Here is a 17,878-nt window from a genome sequence, read left to right as displayed (position 1 = left end):
TATTGTTGAAAATAAACTGACTAAGCAATAATTAGGCGCGTTATCTGTAAGAAGTTGCGACAAATAAATAAGGCTTAAAGTATATAAAAACAGAAAATTAATAATATATTGACCTCTTGATAGAAAGTCTATAAAATGAAAGCGATAACAAACGGTTGCTTTAAAATGATTTCCCTGATCTTTTAGCATTTACAAATATATGAGGGCATACACAAATCTATTTTTTTAAGTATTTACGCAAGCGCTTTCGTATTAAAAGGTCATTGAAATACATACGTGAAAATAGCCAATATGGAGGTGAAGCAAAAGAGATTTCTAGATTAATTTAAGCAGTGTTATTCAGTGTAAGCATAATAAATCGCTAGTAATATTTGAAGAAAGGGTGTATGTGGTGCAAATTATAAAAAGATTAATTAACAAAACAGTTTTATTACTTACTTTAATCGTTATGTTATCATCTGTTTTCTCCTTTCAGGGTGTGAAGGCAGTTTCAAATTCGAAAACAACTGAAGTTATCATTCATTACAAAGAGAAGCTTGGAAATACAAAAGACTGGAATCTTTGGTTATGGGGAGAAAATGCAAATGGTACATCTTATGAATTTACTGGTGAAGATGAATTTGGAAAATACGCTAAGATAAAAATAGACGGTGACTATAATCGTGTAGGATTTATAGTTCGAACAAATGAATGGGAAAAAGATGGTGGGGATCGTTGGATTGAAAATATAAAGGGCGGTCGTGCTGAAGTATGGATTCTTTCGGGCGATGAAAAAGTATATAACTCTAAGCCTTCTTCAGATCTCTCAATTCAAAAAGCAACTATTGATAGTTTCCATGAAATTACCGTAACGACTAATGTCCCGTTTCATATTAGGGAAAAGAAAATTGAAATTGAAGGCATTAAAATTAAGAATATTAGTCCTTATGATATAAACAGTGGAGATATTACTAATAAGGTTAAAATAATTACGGAACAGAAAATTGATTTAAAACAAACATACAAAGTTAAAATAGAAAACTTAGCTGATACGAATACTGAAATTGGTAAAGTCATTCGTAGCGAGGAATTTGATAATTTATTTTATTATAGTGGTAACGATTTAGGGAATACATATACCGCGCAACATACAAAGTTCCGTTTATGGGCTCCTACTGCAAGCGAAGCGAAGTTAGTTACATATAAAAACTGGAACGATAAAATAGGTGCTGAAATAAACATGCAACAAGGTGAAAAGGGAACTTGGACAGCAGAACTAAAGGGGAACCAAAAAGGGCTCCTTTATACGTATAAGGTCAAAATTGGTGATAAGTGGACTGAAGCGGTTGATCCATATGTGCGTGCTGCTTCTGTAAATGGGGATAAAGGTGCAGTCGTTAATTTAGAAGAAACAAATCCTAAAAAATGGAAAGTAAACAAAAAGCCAAAATTTAAAACTCCGGAAGATGCTATTATTTATGAGTTACATGTACGCGATCTTTCCATTCAACCTGAAAGTGGTATTAAACAGAAAGGGAAGTATTTAGGTGTAACAGAAAAAGGGACAAAAGGGCCAGAAGGTGTAAAAACAGGACTTGATCATATAAAGGAGCTTGGTGTTACTCACGTTCAGTTTTTACCGATATTTGATTATGCTTCAGTAAATGAAGAGACTTTAAATGAACCGCAATATAACTGGGGATATGATCCTAAAAATTTCAACGTTCCAGAAGGCTCCTATTCTACAAATCCTTATGAGCCAACTGTTCGAATAACTGAATTAAAGCAAATGGTTCAAACACTACATGATAATAATCTTCGAGTAGTGATGGATGTAGTATATAACCATATGTATAACGCTGCTGAATCTAATTTTCATAAGTTAGTTCCAGGTTATTATTATCGTTACAATGAAGATGGAACATTTGCAAATGGAACTGGAGTAGGAAATGATACTGCTTCAGAAAGAAAAATGATGAGGAAATTTATGATAGATTCCGTAACATATTGGGCAAAAGAATACAATTTAGATGGATTCCGTTTTGATTTAATGGGTATTCATGATTATGAAACGATGAATGAAATACGTAAAGCTGTTAATCAAATTGACCCTTCTATTATACTACACGGAGAAGGATGGGATTTAAATACACCTCTTGCAGCTGAGCTGAAAGCAAATCAAAAAAATGCAGAGAAAATGAAAGGGATTGCTCATTTTAACGATAATATACGTGATGGGTTGAAAGGTAGTGTATTTGAGGAGAAAGAAAATGGTTTTATAAATGGAAAGGAAAATATGGAAGATCGTATTAAAAAAGGTATTACGGCAGGTATTGACTACGATACAAATTCGTCTACCTATCAAGATCCGGAACAGGTATTAACTTATGTGGAAGCACATGACAATCATACATTATGGGATAAACTTGAGTTAACTAATCCAGGTGACAGCGATGAAGTGCGAACACAAATGCACAAATTGTCTTCTTCGATTTTATTAACATCACAAGGAATTCCATTTTTACATGCAGGGCAAGAGTTTATGCGGACGAAATACGGTGATCATAATAGTTACAAATCTCCAGACTCAATTAACCAGATGGATTGGCTGCGCCGTGCAACGTTTAATAATGAAGTAGATTATATGAAGGGTTTAATAGAATTACGCAAAAAGTACTCAGCTTTTCGAATGACATCTGCAGAGCAAATAAAAACACACGTATCATTTATTGATGCTCCGAAAAATACTGTAGCTTATACAATAGAGGGGAATAAAAATGAATACTTTACAGTGGCTCACAATGCAAATAGAGAAGCTGTTGAAATAACACTTCCATCGAAAGGGCCTTGGAAAGTACTAGTAGACGGCAAGCAGGCGGGAAGTAAACCACTTTATGTTGTCCATGACAATAAAATTAAAGTTCCTGCATTAAGTTCATTTGTCTTAAAAACAGAGAAACCGATTAAATAAAAGCGAAGAATGTGGAAATAAATACTGCATTGAGCAAATTTAATAAGGATTGCAAATAAAAAAAGCGAAGTGAAGATTATTCTCACTTCGTTTTTAAAGTTAATGTAATATAATTTCACATACTGTAATTATATTACAATTTAATAAAAGAAATAAGCAATAGATTATTTCTTTTGTGACAGTAGGAGGAGAAGATATCTTTGAGTTTATTTATAACATTATCTGAAATACATTCGTAATTCAGATAATGTTTATTATATATTCGAACATATAACGAACTAGATGTTCGAGTTGTATTAATTCCTACAAATCGTTTAAAAATAACAAAGGCGTAAAAAGTATATGGAATTAAAATAGAGAAAAGACACCATTCAAGGTGTCTTTTCTCTATTTTGAATATGAAATGTAAGTAACTCGATTGTATGTAATAGTATGTGATATTTTCACACTAACTGATTAAGAAAAATTTAAAACTCTTTTCTTAATATATTTGTAATAAATTACATCATAAAATTTTATCAATATAATAAATAAAACTTTCTCAACATTATTTGATTTAATAACTATATTCAACCGCTCTCCAATCCATTACAATAATTTCACATTGGAAATACATGAATATTCTCAATGTTATAAATGGTTTATAACTTATAGGATTACTATGGGAAAGGATGTGAAATATCCAAAGAAAAATCATTTTTTATGATGAAATAAAAAATTTTAATGAAGAAAAAGTTATTTCATTATTTTCAAGTTTCGTTAAAGTGCATGTATTTATAATCACTATGAGACAAGGAGCAGAATCTAAAAAAAATTTTGTAGATTAGAAAATTGCATTTCAAAAATAAGTTAAACGTTTATGGAGGGTTATATGAGCGAGAAAATTTATTACTGGTCTCCGATTAAGCATTGGGAGAAGTTGCATAATGAAGTTTTGATAGGGGAAATGAGATTTACAGGTATTCTGTCTGAGTGGTTTCCTGATTTTTATTTTATGGCTCAAAAAGGTGTGAAAATCAGTGAACTAGTAGAGCGCTTTTCGTTAGGAAATGTAGAAGAGACACAAAAAAATATAGAGCTCATGATAAAAAATCGTGTGTTAGTAAGTAACATATTACACCCAAGAGAAGTATTTTCTTCACAAGAAAAGATTTTTTCAAATCCATATAGCAACCAGATTCGCTTTTCTAAAGAAAAGTTAGATAAGTATATGAGTGAACAATTAAATCGCACGCACGTTGCTGCACGGTCAACCAAAATTCAACTTGAAACAACAGATGAGCTACCTACTATAATCAAGGAACGTAGGTCTTGTCGTCAATTTGATATGGAAAAACATATTAGTTTTTCGGAATTTTCCCAATTCTTATCAACTCTAAAACAGGTTAGGGAAGAAAAAATATACTATCATTACGCAAGTGCAGGCGGGCTCTATCCCATTGATATCTTTGTTTATGTAAAACCAAAACGTATAGAGGGTATGAGAGCTGGATTTTATTATTATAACCCATCAAAAAATAGTCTTGTGATTGTAAACAACATTGATCAAGTAATCAAAAGTGATCATGAGTTAATTAATCAGGATTTATTTACTCAATCTGCCTTCTCAGTTTATTTGGTTTATAATGCGAACGCTTCCATACCGAAATACGGTTCAGATGGATATTTATTTGCTTGTATTGAGTCAGGCATTATCACTGCTACCTTAAATATGGTTGCTGAGACATTAAATTTAGGGGTTTGTTCAGTTGGTCATATGAAATTTGAAGAGATTCAGCAATTTTTATGTTTGGATAACCATCAAGTGTTTCTCCATGGGCTTGAAGTTGGCTTGAAAATTAACGAGTAGAAGAAATGAATATTAGGGGGATAAAGATAAAAATGCACATTAAAGATCGAAGTTCGATTCATGAAAATAAAGAAGTAGAAGCGTTTTGGAAGGAGCAATTATCTTCCGAGATTCTCGATTTTTCTGTATTTAATAGCGATTACCAACTAAATAAAGAAACACCTTGTGAGTACGTTCAAATCATAGTGAATGTAGAATTTAGTAAAAGTATACAAAAAATAAGTAAGTCTCAAGATTTATTATTATTTAGCTGGTTTCAAGCCGCTTTAAGGGTTTGTTTGGCACATTATACAGATCAAGAAAGAATTACTATTGGTATTCCTATAATTGAAAAGAATCTTGAACAAAGTGAGAATCTTAATAAGTTGATTCCTTTAGGAAGTGAAATCCATCCGCATCACACCTTTAAACAATTAGTAAATGAGATTGAACAAACGACTTTATTCGGGTATGAAAATCAGGAGTATTCGCTCTCTGAATTATTAGTTAAACACAATTTAACTCCTTTTCAAATTGTAATCGGGATGGAAGGATTACATAATGAAAATTCGCTAGAAGAATACGCAGAGAATAATTTAGCCCTATGGATACGAAGAAAATGGAATGAAATACATAATGAATTTGAATTTCAAATTTCTTGCAAGTCCCGTTCATTCTCTTCTTTGCAACAGTTTGCCAATTCGTATTGTTATGTTTTAAAGCAAGTTTCACAAAACCCGAATTTGGCATTGAAAGATATTTGTATTATTGCAGAAGAAGAAAAAGAGTTGTTAGAAGGATTGAATACTTTTCAAACGGGCATAGACTTGTTTCAATCATTTCAAGATTTGTTTGAAGCGCAAGTATTAAAAACTCCAGATCAAATTGCTGTTGTTTGTAATGATCAATCTTTGACATATAGAGAATTGAATAAGAAAGCGAATCAATTGGCTTCTATTCTTCAAAGTAAAGGTGTTTCAAAAGAAAGTATTATTGGCGTTATGGTAGATCGGTCATTAGAAATGATTATTGGTATGATGGGGATTTTAAAAGCAGGAGCAGCGTATTTACCAATCGACCCTAACTACCCAACTGAACGAATTGAATATATGTTACAAGATAGTCAAGCAAAATATTTACTTAGTAAGCGAACAGAGGAAGTATTGCCGCAATTTGCGGGTGAAGTACTGTATCTTGATAAAGAATATCTTTTCCAAGGTGAAGAAAGTAATTTAGTACGAGAACATAATCCTAATGATTTGGCTTATGTTATTTACACATCAGGATCGACAGGAAATCCAAAAGGGGTAATGATCGAACAAAAATCGCTAGTTCATTTTTTAAATGTAATGAGAGAAAAAGTAAAGGCTAATCAATCATTCTTGTTTCTTGCTAGTGTATCTTTTGATATTTCCTTGTTAGAAATATGTCTTCCTTTAACGCAAGGCTCAAAAGTAGTAATTGCTACAGAGGACCAGTTTGCAACAAAAGAATTGGCTCATTTAGTCAAAAAACATAAGGTAGATTTATGGGAATCAACGCCATCGCGAATGGAAGTGATTTTGAGTGATCCAGAAGGGGCAAATTTTCTAAAAGATTTAAAATCTATTTTATTAGCAGGAGAATCATTTTCCATTGATTTGGTTGAAAAAATTCGTTGTATCAGTGAAGCAACAATTTTAAATATTTATGGTCCCACAGAAACAACCATTTGCGCAACAGTAAAAGACTTGAGCACTTCCAAAGAAGTTACGATTGGCAAACCTAACCCGAATTATCATTCCTATATATTGAATAAGTATGGCCAATTAAAACCATTTGGAATTCCCGGTGAACTCTGCATTGCTGGCGTAGCGGTAGCACGAGGGTATCTTGGTAAAAATAAACTGACAGATGAAAAGTTTGTACCGAGTCCTTTTGCGGCAGGGGAAATGATGTATCATACAGGTGATCTCGTTCGTTGGTTGCCTAATGGAGAACTTGAATATTTAGGTCGAATGGATCATCAAGTGAAAATTCGGGGGTATCGGATTGAATTAAGAGAAATCGAAACTCAATTAAGGGAATATCCAGAAATAAACCAGGCTATCGTTGTTGATCAAGTGTATGGAAATAGGAAATTATTAGCTGCCTACTATGTTTCGGATAACAAGGTGTCTTTTGGTGAAATCAGAAAATATTTAAGTGATAAACTACCTGAGTTTATGATTCCTGAAAAAATGATTCAGGTAGAAGAGATTCCATTGAATCCAAATGGAAAAGTGGATAGAAAAAGGCTGTTGGATATAACACAAACAGATTATGTATCAATTCCATACGTTGCCCCGCGCAATGAAATTGAACAAAAATTAGTGCATGCATGGGAAAAAGTTATGGAGATTGAGGGAATCGGTATTCATGATAATTTTTTTGCATTAAAAGGAGAATCCATTAAAGCACTTCAGGTAATTAATTTATTAAGAAAAGACTGCTTAAAAATAAGTACAACAGATTTTTTTAAGCACCCTACGATTGCTCAACTGAGTTCTTGTGTAAAGTTAGAGCATAAAGAGGAAAACCTTGAAAGTAGACCAACTCGTGTTAAAGATTTATCTAAGCCATTTTCCTTAACAGAAGTTCAGACAGCGTATATGTTAGGACGGAATTCACAGTTTGAATTAAGTGGTATTTCACCTCAAACATATTTTGAATATGAAATAGCGTTGGATATCAATCGTCTTTCAAAAAGTTTTCAAAAGGTAATTCATCGTCATCCAATGTTGCGAGCTGTAATTTTACCAGAGGGAAAACAGCAAATATTACAAAGCGTTCCTGATTACGAGATTGAAATAGTGAGTCTCATAGATTTAGATGATAGGAATCAAAATGCTCGCTTACAAGAAGAGCGTTCTCGAATGACTAACCATGTATTCCCTTTGGGGCAATGGCCTTTGTTCGAATTAAAAGCCTTTCTTTTAAAAGAAGACACGTATTTATTATGTTTTCGATACGATGCTTTATTAATGGACGGAGCAAGCATGAACATTGTTGGACAGGATTTGTTGCATTATTATTATAAACCAAATGAAAAATTAGAATCTCTATCTTTTGATTTTCAAGATTACATGTTTATCTATGATGAAATGGAACAAAGCGAAGAATATAAAACAGCAAAAGATTATTGGACAAGTAAGCTTCCAGACTTTCCGTTTGCACCTTCTTTGCTGTTAAAAAAGGAACCAGCAGAGATTGCTACTCCTAAATTCCAATCACTTACAAAAATCCTGGACAATGAAAAATGGACAAAGCTACGAAAGTTAGCACAAGAGAAAGAGGTAACACCTTCCGCTCTACTTTGTACAATATATGGTGATGTGTTGGCATATTGGAGTAATCAACGTAAATTGGCAATTAATTTGACTGTATTTAACCGTTATCCTGTTCATAATGAAGTAGAACAGATTGTTGGAGATTTCACATCGCTTATTTTGTTGGATGTTGATGTAAAACCAGAGCAAACTTTCTTTACTAGAGTAAAAGAAACGCAATCTACTTTATTAGATGGCCTTGAACATCGTCATTACGATGGAGTTAACTTTATTCGAGATTTTACTCGATATCATCAAATGACGCCAAAAGCAGTTATGCCAATCGTTTTCACCTCGATGTTAGCAGGTGCAGGTGCTTTCTCTTGGGAACAACTTGGTTCTCTTCGCTATATTCATGCTCGGACTCCACAAGTGTATTTGGATAATGTAGTAATTGAAAAAAATGGAGAGTTATTAATTAGCTGGAACTATGTTGAAGAGTTGTTTGATGTTGATGTAATAGAAGCAATGTTTTCCCAATTTGTTTACTTATTGGAACAATTGGTGAAACAAAGCGATATAACATCTTTGCAGATGAAAGAATCGGATCAAACTTTAATTAAACAATACAATGAAACAACAGAAAAAATACCTTCAACTACTCTGTATCAATTATTTACAGACCAAGTAAAACGTACACCGGATGAAGTAGCGGTGGTATTTGAACAAGAATGGTTAACATACTCGGAACTTCATAAACGCTCCAATCAAATTGCCCACTTCTTAAAAGAGCAAGGCATTGGTCTAGGTGACAAAGTGGGTCTTTTAGCAAAAAGGCGAGTTGACACAATTGTTAATATGTTAGGTATTTTAAAAGCAGGAGCAGCTTATGTTCCGATTGATCCCGATCATCCTTTAGATCGCCAAACATATATTTTAAAAAATAGCTCATGCAAACTTTTATTAGAACCTAGTCTTTATGAAGAAAATCATTTGTCATTTTATACAACAGAAGATATGCCCGCTATTGCTGGTCCAGAAGATATTGCCTATATTATATACACTTCAGGAAGTACAGGGAAACCAAAAGGAGTAATTATTACTCACCAAGCGGTTACAAATACGATTCAAGACATAAATCAAAAATATGAGGTAAATGAAGATGATCGTATTATTGGTATCTCTTCCATGTGTTTTGACCTATCTGTATACGATATTTTCGGAGCTTTAAGCACAGGTGCAATGTTGGTAATGATTCGTGATCCAAGAAACATGCAAGAATTAATCCACACTGTCGAACGTAGAGGGATTACAATTTGGAATACAGTGCCTGCAATCATGGATTTGGCATTGGATCAAGTAGGTTCTCATTTTGAACATTCTTCTTTGCGTTTAGTTTTACATAGCGGAGATTGGATTCCACTTTCTTTACCAGAAAAAATAAAACGACATTTTCCGATTGCAGAAGTAGTTTCACTAGGAGGGGCAACAGAAGCATCGATTTGGTCAATTTATTATCCGGTCAAACAAGTGGAATCACATTGGAACAGTATTCCATACGGGATGCCCTTGGCAAACCAAACGTATTATGTGTTGAACTATGAAAAGAAAATGTGCCCTGTTGGTGTAATTGGAGATTTATATATCGGGGGAGTGGGCCTTGCTAAAGGATATTTAAATGATGAAAAGAAAACAAATGAAGCGTTTGTGTCACATCCTGATTTTGGTCTTATATACAAAACAGGAGATTGTGGAAAAATGCATTCTGAGGGATATATTGAATTTTTAGGCCGCCAAGATTACCAAGTGAAAATTCAGGGATATCGAGTAGAGTTAGAAGAAATCTCTCATTGTCTTCTAACTTATAAACAAGTCGAACATGCTGTCGTAATTGATCAAACAGATGAGAACGGAATAAAATTTTTAGTTGCATATGTGGTAACTGAGCAAAATATTAGTACAACAGAACTACGAAAGCATTTGCGAGATTACTTGCCAGATTATATGATTCCTTCTTATTTTGTTTATTTGGACCAATTACCCCTGACTTCAAACGGAAAATTAGATAGAAAAGCGCTCCCTACTCCGGAGAAACAAAAAAATGAAGTATTTATTGCTCCAAAAACTGAAATGGAAAAAATATTAACTAGTATTTGGCAAGAAGTACTCAAAATAGATCAAGTTGGAGTAAATGATCATTTCTTCGCCTTAGGTGGAGATTCGATAAAAGCGATTCAAGTGTCCGTCAGACTGTATCGACAAGGATTCGAGCTTGAACCAAAAAATCTATTTTCATTTCCTATATTAAGGGACATGGTTCAATTTGTTAAAAAGCTAGACCAGTTTTCAAGTTCACAAACAAATGATGTAAATATAATGAACGATAATAAAGCTACATTACTAAATGTTAAAGATAAACAACTTAATCAATATACACTTACCAAAATACAAGAAAAAATGCCGGATATAAAAATAGAGCGTATTTATCCGTTAGCACCTTTCCAGAAAGTTATTTATGAGCATGCTACGAATGAACCTGATACAAATGCATATTTTGAACAAACAATTTGGGCACTTGAGGGGGAGCTGGATATTAAACTCTTTATTCAGTGTTTCCAACAATTAGTTGATCGTCATGATTCTTTAAGAACAATAATTGTGCAAGATGAACAAGCAAAACATTGGCAAGCTGTTCTATATGATGTTCAAATAAATTTAGAAATAAAAAACTTGATTGAGATGACGAAACAAGAACAGCAAGAATTCCTAAAACAGTGGATGAATGAAAATTTAAGCCGAGGATTCAAAAATGATGAACTTATGACACGTCTCTGTATATTCCAACTAGGTAATAACGAGCATAAGGTAATTTGGAGTTCCCATCATCTATTATGTGATGGTTGGAGCGTCAGCATTTTGATAGACGAATTATTCCAGCTCTATGAAACAACAAATGCGGGAACTACGGCGGAGTTACCTATGGTAAAACCTTTTGAAACATTCATAGACTGGACTTTGGCACAAGATCATGAGAAAGCACGTCATTTTTGGCGGGATTATTTATCAGGATATAATCAGAAAATTAGTATTCCTAAAAAGAAAGTCCCATCTAAAAGTGAAGGGTTAAAATTCACTTTTATGGATTTAGCATTAGACAAGGAATTGACTAATCAGTTACAGACATTTGTAACTAAAAACAATATAACTATGAATACAGCACTACTAGCTGTATGGGGAATATTACTTGGCAAATTCAACGGAACGAGAGAAGTAGTATTGCCTAATCTCGTATCAGTCAGACCTCCCGAAGTAGAAGGAATTGAAAATATGTTCGGGCTGTTCACAAATGTTTTGCCTATCCGACTAGCATGGACAGAAACGCAAACTTTTGTAGATTTCCTGCAAAAAGTACAACTAGAAACATTGAAATGTAATGAGTATGCATACTATTCATTTGTTGATATACAAAAGCAAAGTGAATTAAAAACTGACTTGACTGACCATCTTTGGGTTTTTGAAAACTATCCAACTAATCCAGCAATCTTTTCTTCAAATGAAAACAGACATTTTGCCATCACGGATTACGAAGTTGTTGATGAGCCACATGTAAAGTATGGAATTATGTGCTTCCCTGAAGAAAAACTTACAATAAAGTTTGGATATGATCAAACTGTATATGAAGCGAAGAAAATACAGGAAATATTAAATCACATCCATTGCTTAATCAACATGATTCTTCAAAATCCAATACAGGCAATCGATGATTACAAATTATAAAAAATCAAAAGGCGAGCAAGGACTCGCCTTTTTAAATAGAATAGGGGTAAATCAAATGACAAAAAACCTGCAGCTATCAGCCGAAGAGATGCGTCAGTTAGGATATCAAGCGGTTGACTTGATTGTTGATCATATGAATCATTTAAAAAGTAAACCAGTTTCAGAAACGATTGATAGTAATATTTTTAGAGACAAGCTAATTGAAACGATTCCGGAAAACGGATCTAATCCAAAAGAATTACTTCATTTTCTTAATAACAATGTGTTTAATCAAATTACTCATGTGGATCATCCTCATTTTATGGCTTTTGTGCCAGGTCCTAATAATTATGTTGGTGTATTAGCAGATTTTTTAGCAAGTGGGTTTAATGTATTTCCTACAGCTTGGATAGTAGGTGCAGGTGCTGAACAAATTGAATTAACGACAATTAACTGGTTAAAATCAATGCTAGGATTCCCTGATTCAGCTGAAGGCCTATTTGTCAGTGGCGGTTCCATGGCTAATTTGACTGCACTTACTGTAGCGAGACAGGTCAAGCTGAATAATGACATAGAAAATGCGATTGTGTATTTTTCTAACCAAACTCATTTTTCTGTAGATCGAGCACTTAAAGTATTAGGTTTTAAGCAGCATCAAATTTGCCGAATTGAGACAGATGAAGATTTGAAAATTTCAGTTAGTACTTTAAGAAAGCAAATAAAAGAAGATCGACTAAAAGGGAAAAAACCATTCTGTGTTATTGCTAATGCAGGGACAACCAATTGCGGAGCGGTTGATTCCCTCAACGAATTGGCTGATCTTTGTAATGATGAAGATATATGGCTACACGTGGATGGAGCTTATGGTGCTGCAGCAATTCTCAGTGAAAAAGGAAGGGAGTTATTAAGTGGAATTCATCGTGCCGATTCTTTAACGTTAGACCCGCACAAATGGCTTTTTCAGCCTTATGATGTTGGTTGTGTACTCATTCGAAATAGCCAATATTTAAGTGAAACATTCCGTATGATCCCAGAGTATATTAAGGATACAGAAACTAATATAGAAGAAAAAGTGAATTTTGGGGAGCGTGGAATTGAACTTTCTCGTAGATTTAGAGCATTAAAGGTATGGCTTTCTTTTAAAGCATTCGGTGTTACAGCTTTTCGTGAGGCAATTGATCATGGCATTATGCTAGCTGAACAAGTTGAAGAGTTTTTAAGGAAAGAAAAAGATTGGGAAGTAGTAACACCTGCCCAATTAGGAATTGTTACTTTTCGTTATATTCCATGTGAGCTAACATCTACAGATACAATTCATGAAATAAACAAAAAATTGGTGGAAGAAATTAATCAAAGAGGATTTGCTATGCTAAGTACTACTAAATTAAAAGAAAAAGTAGTAATTCGACTTTGCTCTATCAACCCAAGGACAACAAAAGAAGAAATACTTCAAATCATGATGAACATAAAAGCATTGGCAGAGGAAATAAACACATCGCCTAAACATCTTATATCTGTTTCTCAACCTTGATATATTAGGCGGATTTTACATATTAATAGCCGGTTCTCATTTAGAATCGGCTATTATGTTTAAATGATAAATATATATATACTATTTATAAGTGTTTCTCTTGTAATGGGATTAAGCCTCAACCTTGGATACTCGTTTGAAACCAGTCTTTATTGCTTGTACTATTTCGTTCACAGCATAAATAGATACATCGGCATTTGGATTTAGCCCTTCAAACCAGTGATAGGCATTTGGATATAAATGAAACTCCACATCAACACCAGCTTGCGCTAGTTTGCTTACATAGGTTAATGTTTCGCTGCGGAATGGATCTAATTGACCAACAAATGTGTAAGTATACGGTAAGTCACTATAATCCTCAGCTCGAGAAGGTGCTGCATAGGCAGGGATTTGATCCGTTCCATACATTTCTCCTAAATACATTTTCCAGCCAGCTTCATTTGCCTTTTGGTTCCAAACAAATCCCTCTTTAATTTCATTCGCTGAAGGTGTATCATTTCTGTCATCAATCATTGGATATAGTGGCATTTGTAAACAAATTGAAGGATATTTTCGATCTCGGGCTAATAATGATAATGCTGCTGTTAGTCCACCGCCGGCACTTACTCCTGCAACCCCAATACGATTTGAATCAATGTTTAATGACTTTGCATTATCAGCAATCCATTTTAAAGCTGAATAACAATCCTCAATTGGTGCTGGGTAAGGGTGTTCAGGTGCTAAGCGGTAGTCTACAGATACAACCACACAGCCAGCTTCTTTTGCAAACCTCATACAAGTATCATCGTTATCATCTATAGAACCTAAGATATAACCACCACCATGTATCCATAATAAGACAGGTAAAGATTCATGATTTGATTTTGGACGATAAATTCTTAATGGTAACGGATTATCATCAGGTCCAACAATGACTTTATCTTTTAACGAAAGGGAGTCATCAACAACGGTAGGTGGTCTCATTTGAGCTATCCCTTCTCTGATTGATTGCAAGTTTTCCGGGCGTAAATCGAGATCCGGAAACATCTCTAACCCTTGTAATAATTCTGGATTTACTCTAGTTTTCATTTTAGCACCTCTATTTGTAATTGTTTTCAAATAAATGAAGTGTATTCTAAGTAGTTTAATTGTGAAAGAACACCACAATTAAATTGTAAATTGGATATGTTATAACAGTCAACAGAATATTCGGAAATTAAAACCTTTCTCAAGAAGGAGTTTCATGCAATTAATAATACAAGTTGTGGATTTAAGAGCAAAGTGTTTTAATGTCATTGCATTTATGTACATTTAGTTGTCTGATTAAACTAAGTGATACTTGTTCGAATTCATACTCGGAAAAAATTCATGCATATATATATAATTTCATGAAATCCTTATATGCAAGTATTAATATAGGAGAACAATAGAAAAAATTCTTTTTGAGTTTAGAAAAGGGGTAGATTCTTTTTCTTTATCTAGACTCATGAAGAATTTATAGATAGTTAGCTTAAAAAATAAACAAAAAGAGAAAACTAACAATACAAGTATAAGATTATGTACTTAGTAACCTCTCACTTTAAGGCATGACATTGGATAAGTGCGGGGAGTTCAATCTATTTTGAATAAAATTGATAGTATCAGTTGCAATTTTTTTATGTTTAAGAACGATCCCCGCATGCCCACATGTATAAATATATCGTGTAGGTCTTTCCCAAGATTCCCACAAGTAGTCTGTATCCTCAGAATGCACATATAGATCGTGCTTACCTGAAATTAATAAAATATTTTCTTTTTTTACTTTTGGCAATGCTTGACTCGGTTCAGTGATTTTCCAATAATCTATTAAATCATCATACGTAACACCATGATGTTCCAAGTCTTCTCTAATAAATTTACCTGGAGTTGTATTCCAAATAGAATAAGAAAGTCGATTTGCATAGAAAATGGATGCTAACACATCAATTTCTTCTTCAACAAGAGAGGCTAAGTTAGTAATAAATCCACCTAAACTAACCCCTATTAGAATCAGGGGACCATTTTTATTTGCTTTAATCCATTTAATCAAAGCTCGTAAATCAGCTACCGCTTGTCTAGTTGCTTGTACTGTTCGTTCAATATTTGCACTTACCATATACTCTCCACTGAATAAGGATTGATCGGGTTTTCTTTCAAAATGATAGGGTAGAGTGAAATAATACATATTCCACTTGAGGCTGGTCATATGATCGTGGAATATTTTTTTCACACGTTCGTTAGAATCCATTCTCCAACCATGAACAAAGATAACATGAGGTGCATTTTCATTTTTATGTAAGAATAATTCCCCAGTTACAGAGTCGTTGCATGAATCACCGGATTGAACCGAGCTTTTATATTTGAATTGCCCAACCATGTATTCATTTTTTTGCTTTAAATGCTTAATGTCAAAATGAATATAGGATGGTTTTACTTTATAAAAAGATTCTATGTCCTTTATATTTAATGAAGTGTTAGAAAGGGAAGTATACTGAAACGCTACACTTCTTTTTTTGTGTAAATCATATAAGGCGTACCGATCAATGAGTTTTGAAAAAATCAAATTAACCTCCTTCAAAATACATATTGTTTAAAACACAGACAAAATTTATGTTTTAAATTAATTAGGAAATATTCTCTTTTCCTAATAGTAGGTGCTTGAATTATAAAAATAGATGATAAATTTGTATATTATATTATAAATCTTGCAATAAAATAAAACTATAAATAATTTATATTAAAATTTAAGAAGCAAATTAATATTCTTATCCTTATAAAAGAATGCTAACTTGCTTCTTTTCTTATTAAAAGATGTAATTTCTATGAGGAACTTAACAATTCCCATATAGATATTCACAAATAGGTTCTCTATATTTATTGTAAAGAAATTATACAATAAATATTTTTATGTTACATACATTAAATCAAGCTTAACCTCTCTTTTTTCTATAAGTCTCTTAAATTGACTAACTCCTTACCAATATTCTGAATAACTACACATAAACTCCTTATATCTCTAGTTAAACTACCGATTAGCTCCATATAAACTCTAGATAACCTATATAGAATACAAGTTATCAAGGAGGTAAGAAAAAATGAATTTTATGAAACGAGCAATTCTCAGTATGAAAAAAAGGATAGGAACATCATTAATTTTGATGGCAGTTTTTCTGATTGTTACAAATTTGGTTCTTTCAGGTTTCACAATCCAAAATGCATCAAAAAAAGCAGCGGATGCTGCAAGAAAAAAACTTGGTGCAGATGTTACTTTAGGTCTTGATTTCGACAAATTAGGTCAAAAAGCTAAGGAAACTGGAGAAATGCCAAATCCGCCGCAGCTCGATGCAAAAGAAACAGATCAATTAGCGAAGTCCAAGTATGTAAAAGATTATAATTACATAGCTAACACTTTCGGTATTTCTGATGGGCTTAAACTAGTAGGAGCTTCAGAAGGAGAAGAAGAAGGAAAAGGTAAAGTGGGAATGGCGGCTGCGCGAGGCGGTTCAAGCTCTGGTACAGAAATAGATATGAATGCTTCTTTTATGATTGAGGGAGTTCGCAAGACTGCATTACAAGAAAGCTTTAAAAACGGAAAAAGTAAAATCATTGATGGAAAACCAATAACAGAGCAAATGAAGGATCAGAATGTAGCTTTAATGGAAAAACGATTAGCGGAATTAAACAATTTGAAAGTAGGAGACAAAGTTAAAGTGCAATCAGGGGATAAGAAGGAAACCCTTGAGGTTGAAATTATCGGTATTTACGAAACAAATGAGCAAGCAATGGGTCAACAGGCTCCTCCTATTATGGATCCAGCTAATAAACTATATATGCCGCATTCAACTATGAAAAAATTAGAAGTAGACCAAGGTATAAGTAGTGTTCAAGTCGTGTATTTCTTGAATGATCCACAATATATTGATGCATTTAAAAAAGAAGCAAGAAAATCTAATATTGATTTTAATTATTATAAATTAGATGCGCATGATTCATTGTACAAGCAAATGATTGGTCCTATCGAAAATATTTCTTCGACTTCTCAAATGATTATTTATATTGTATCGATTGCAGGTGCGATCATTTTAGGATTAATCATTATGCTATCAATTAAAGGACGTCGTAAAGAAATGGGAATTCTATTGTCCATTGGAGAGAAAAAGTGGAAGCTGATGGCGCAATTCGTAGTAGAAGTAGTGTGTGTCGCTATTTTAGCATTTGGATTATCCATAACAACAGGAGCTAAAGTTTCTCAATATATCGGGGATAATTTACTTTCGAATGAAATTGCTACTTCAAGCGAAGAAACAGATACCTCGCAACATGGTACTGTAATGATGGCTGGACCTGGTGGTACTCTACAAAATCAAAAAGAAGATCCGATTGATAAAATTGATGTAAGTGTAACAGGAGAAGATGTAGGGAAAATGGGTGGAATTGGACTAGCTATTGCTATAATAGCAACGCTTCTTCCAGCATTATCTATTCTACGTTTAAACCCAAAACAAATTCTTTTAAAAGATGAATGAGGA

The 17,878-nt window shown here is 33.4% G+C and carries 7 protein-coding genes; 5 read left to right on the top strand and 2 right to left on the bottom strand.

Annotation, left to right across the window (positions count from 1 at the left end; genetic code table 11):
- Window positions 1-391 precede the first annotated feature (391 nt).
- The 4 genes from pulA to MHI26_RS13785 all read left to right on the top strand — a co-directional run bounded on the left by pulA (window position 392) and on the right by MHI26_RS13785 (window position 13,352).
- Window positions 392-2,950, top strand: a complete 2,559-nt coding sequence (gene pulA, locus MHI26_RS13800; RefSeq protein ID WP_061666113.1) for a type I pullulanase — start codon at window positions 392-394, stop codon at window positions 2,948-2,950.
- 871 nt (window positions 2,951-3,821) lie between these two features.
- Window positions 3,822-4,799: a SagB/ThcOx family dehydrogenase gene (locus MHI26_RS13795; protein WP_061666114.1), complete on the top strand. Its 978-nt coding sequence runs from the start codon at window positions 3,822-3,824 to the stop codon at window positions 4,797-4,799.
- Window positions 4,800-4,831: 32 nt separating this feature from the next.
- Window positions 4,832-11,842: a non-ribosomal peptide synthetase gene (locus MHI26_RS13790; protein ID WP_061666115.1), complete on the top strand. Its 7,011-nt coding sequence runs from the start codon at window positions 4,832-4,834 to the stop codon at window positions 11,840-11,842.
- A 55-nt stretch (window positions 11,843-11,897) separates the two neighbouring features.
- Entirely contained in the window at window positions 11,898-13,352 is a 1,455-nt protein-coding gene (locus MHI26_RS13785; RefSeq protein ID WP_000164810.1) for a pyridoxal phosphate-dependent decarboxylase family protein, read from the top strand.
- Window positions 13,353-13,463: 111 nt separating this feature from the next.
- Here MHI26_RS13785 and MHI26_RS13780 read toward each other — a convergent pair whose 3' ends face one another.
- Both MHI26_RS13780 and MHI26_RS13775 read right to left on the bottom strand, forming a co-directional pair.
- Window positions 13,464-14,420 carry an alpha/beta hydrolase gene (locus tag MHI26_RS13780; protein ID WP_000857934.1) on the bottom strand — a complete coding sequence of 319 codons (957 nt, stop codon included), beginning with the start codon at window positions 14,418-14,420 and terminating at the stop codon, window positions 13,464-13,466.
- Window positions 14,421-14,910: 490 nt separating this feature from the next.
- On the bottom strand, window positions 14,911-15,912 hold the full coding sequence (locus MHI26_RS13775; protein ID WP_061666116.1) for an alpha/beta hydrolase: 1,002 nt from the start codon (window positions 15,910-15,912) through the stop codon (window positions 14,911-14,913).
- A 532-nt stretch (window positions 15,913-16,444) separates the two neighbouring features.
- On the opposite strand from MHI26_RS13775, the gene MHI26_RS13770 reads away from it, so the two are divergent.
- Window positions 16,445-17,875, top strand: coding sequence for an ABC transporter permease (locus MHI26_RS13770; protein ID WP_061666117.1), 1,431 nt, complete (start codon window positions 16,445-16,447; stop codon window positions 17,873-17,875).
- Window positions 17,876-17,878: the final 3 nt, after the last annotated feature.

This window comes from Bacillus sp. FSL K6-1218, from assembly GCF_038006445.1.
Lineage (GTDB): Bacteria > Bacillota > Bacilli > Bacillales > Bacillaceae_G > Bacillus_A > Bacillus_A thuringiensis_S.
This window is presented reverse-complemented; position numbering and strand designations above follow the sequence as displayed.

Coding starts and splice junctions, on each gene's coding strand:
- MHI26_RS13790 (WP_061666115.1), top strand. CDS start 4,832: ATGCACATTAAAGATCGAAGTTCGATTCATGAAAATAAAGAAGTAGAA.
- MHI26_RS13770 (WP_061666117.1), top strand. CDS start 16,445: ATGAATTTTATGAAACGAGCAATTCTCAGTATGAAAAAAAGGATAGGA.
- MHI26_RS13785 (WP_000164810.1), top strand. CDS start 11,898: ATGACAAAAAACCTGCAGCTATCAGCCGAAGAGATGCGTCAGTTAGGA.
- MHI26_RS13780 (WP_000857934.1), bottom strand. CDS start 14,420: ATGAAAACTAGAGTAAATCCAGAATTATTACAAGGGTTAGAGATGTTT.
- MHI26_RS13795 (WP_061666114.1), top strand. CDS start 3,822: ATGAGCGAGAAAATTTATTACTGGTCTCCGATTAAGCATTGGGAGAAG.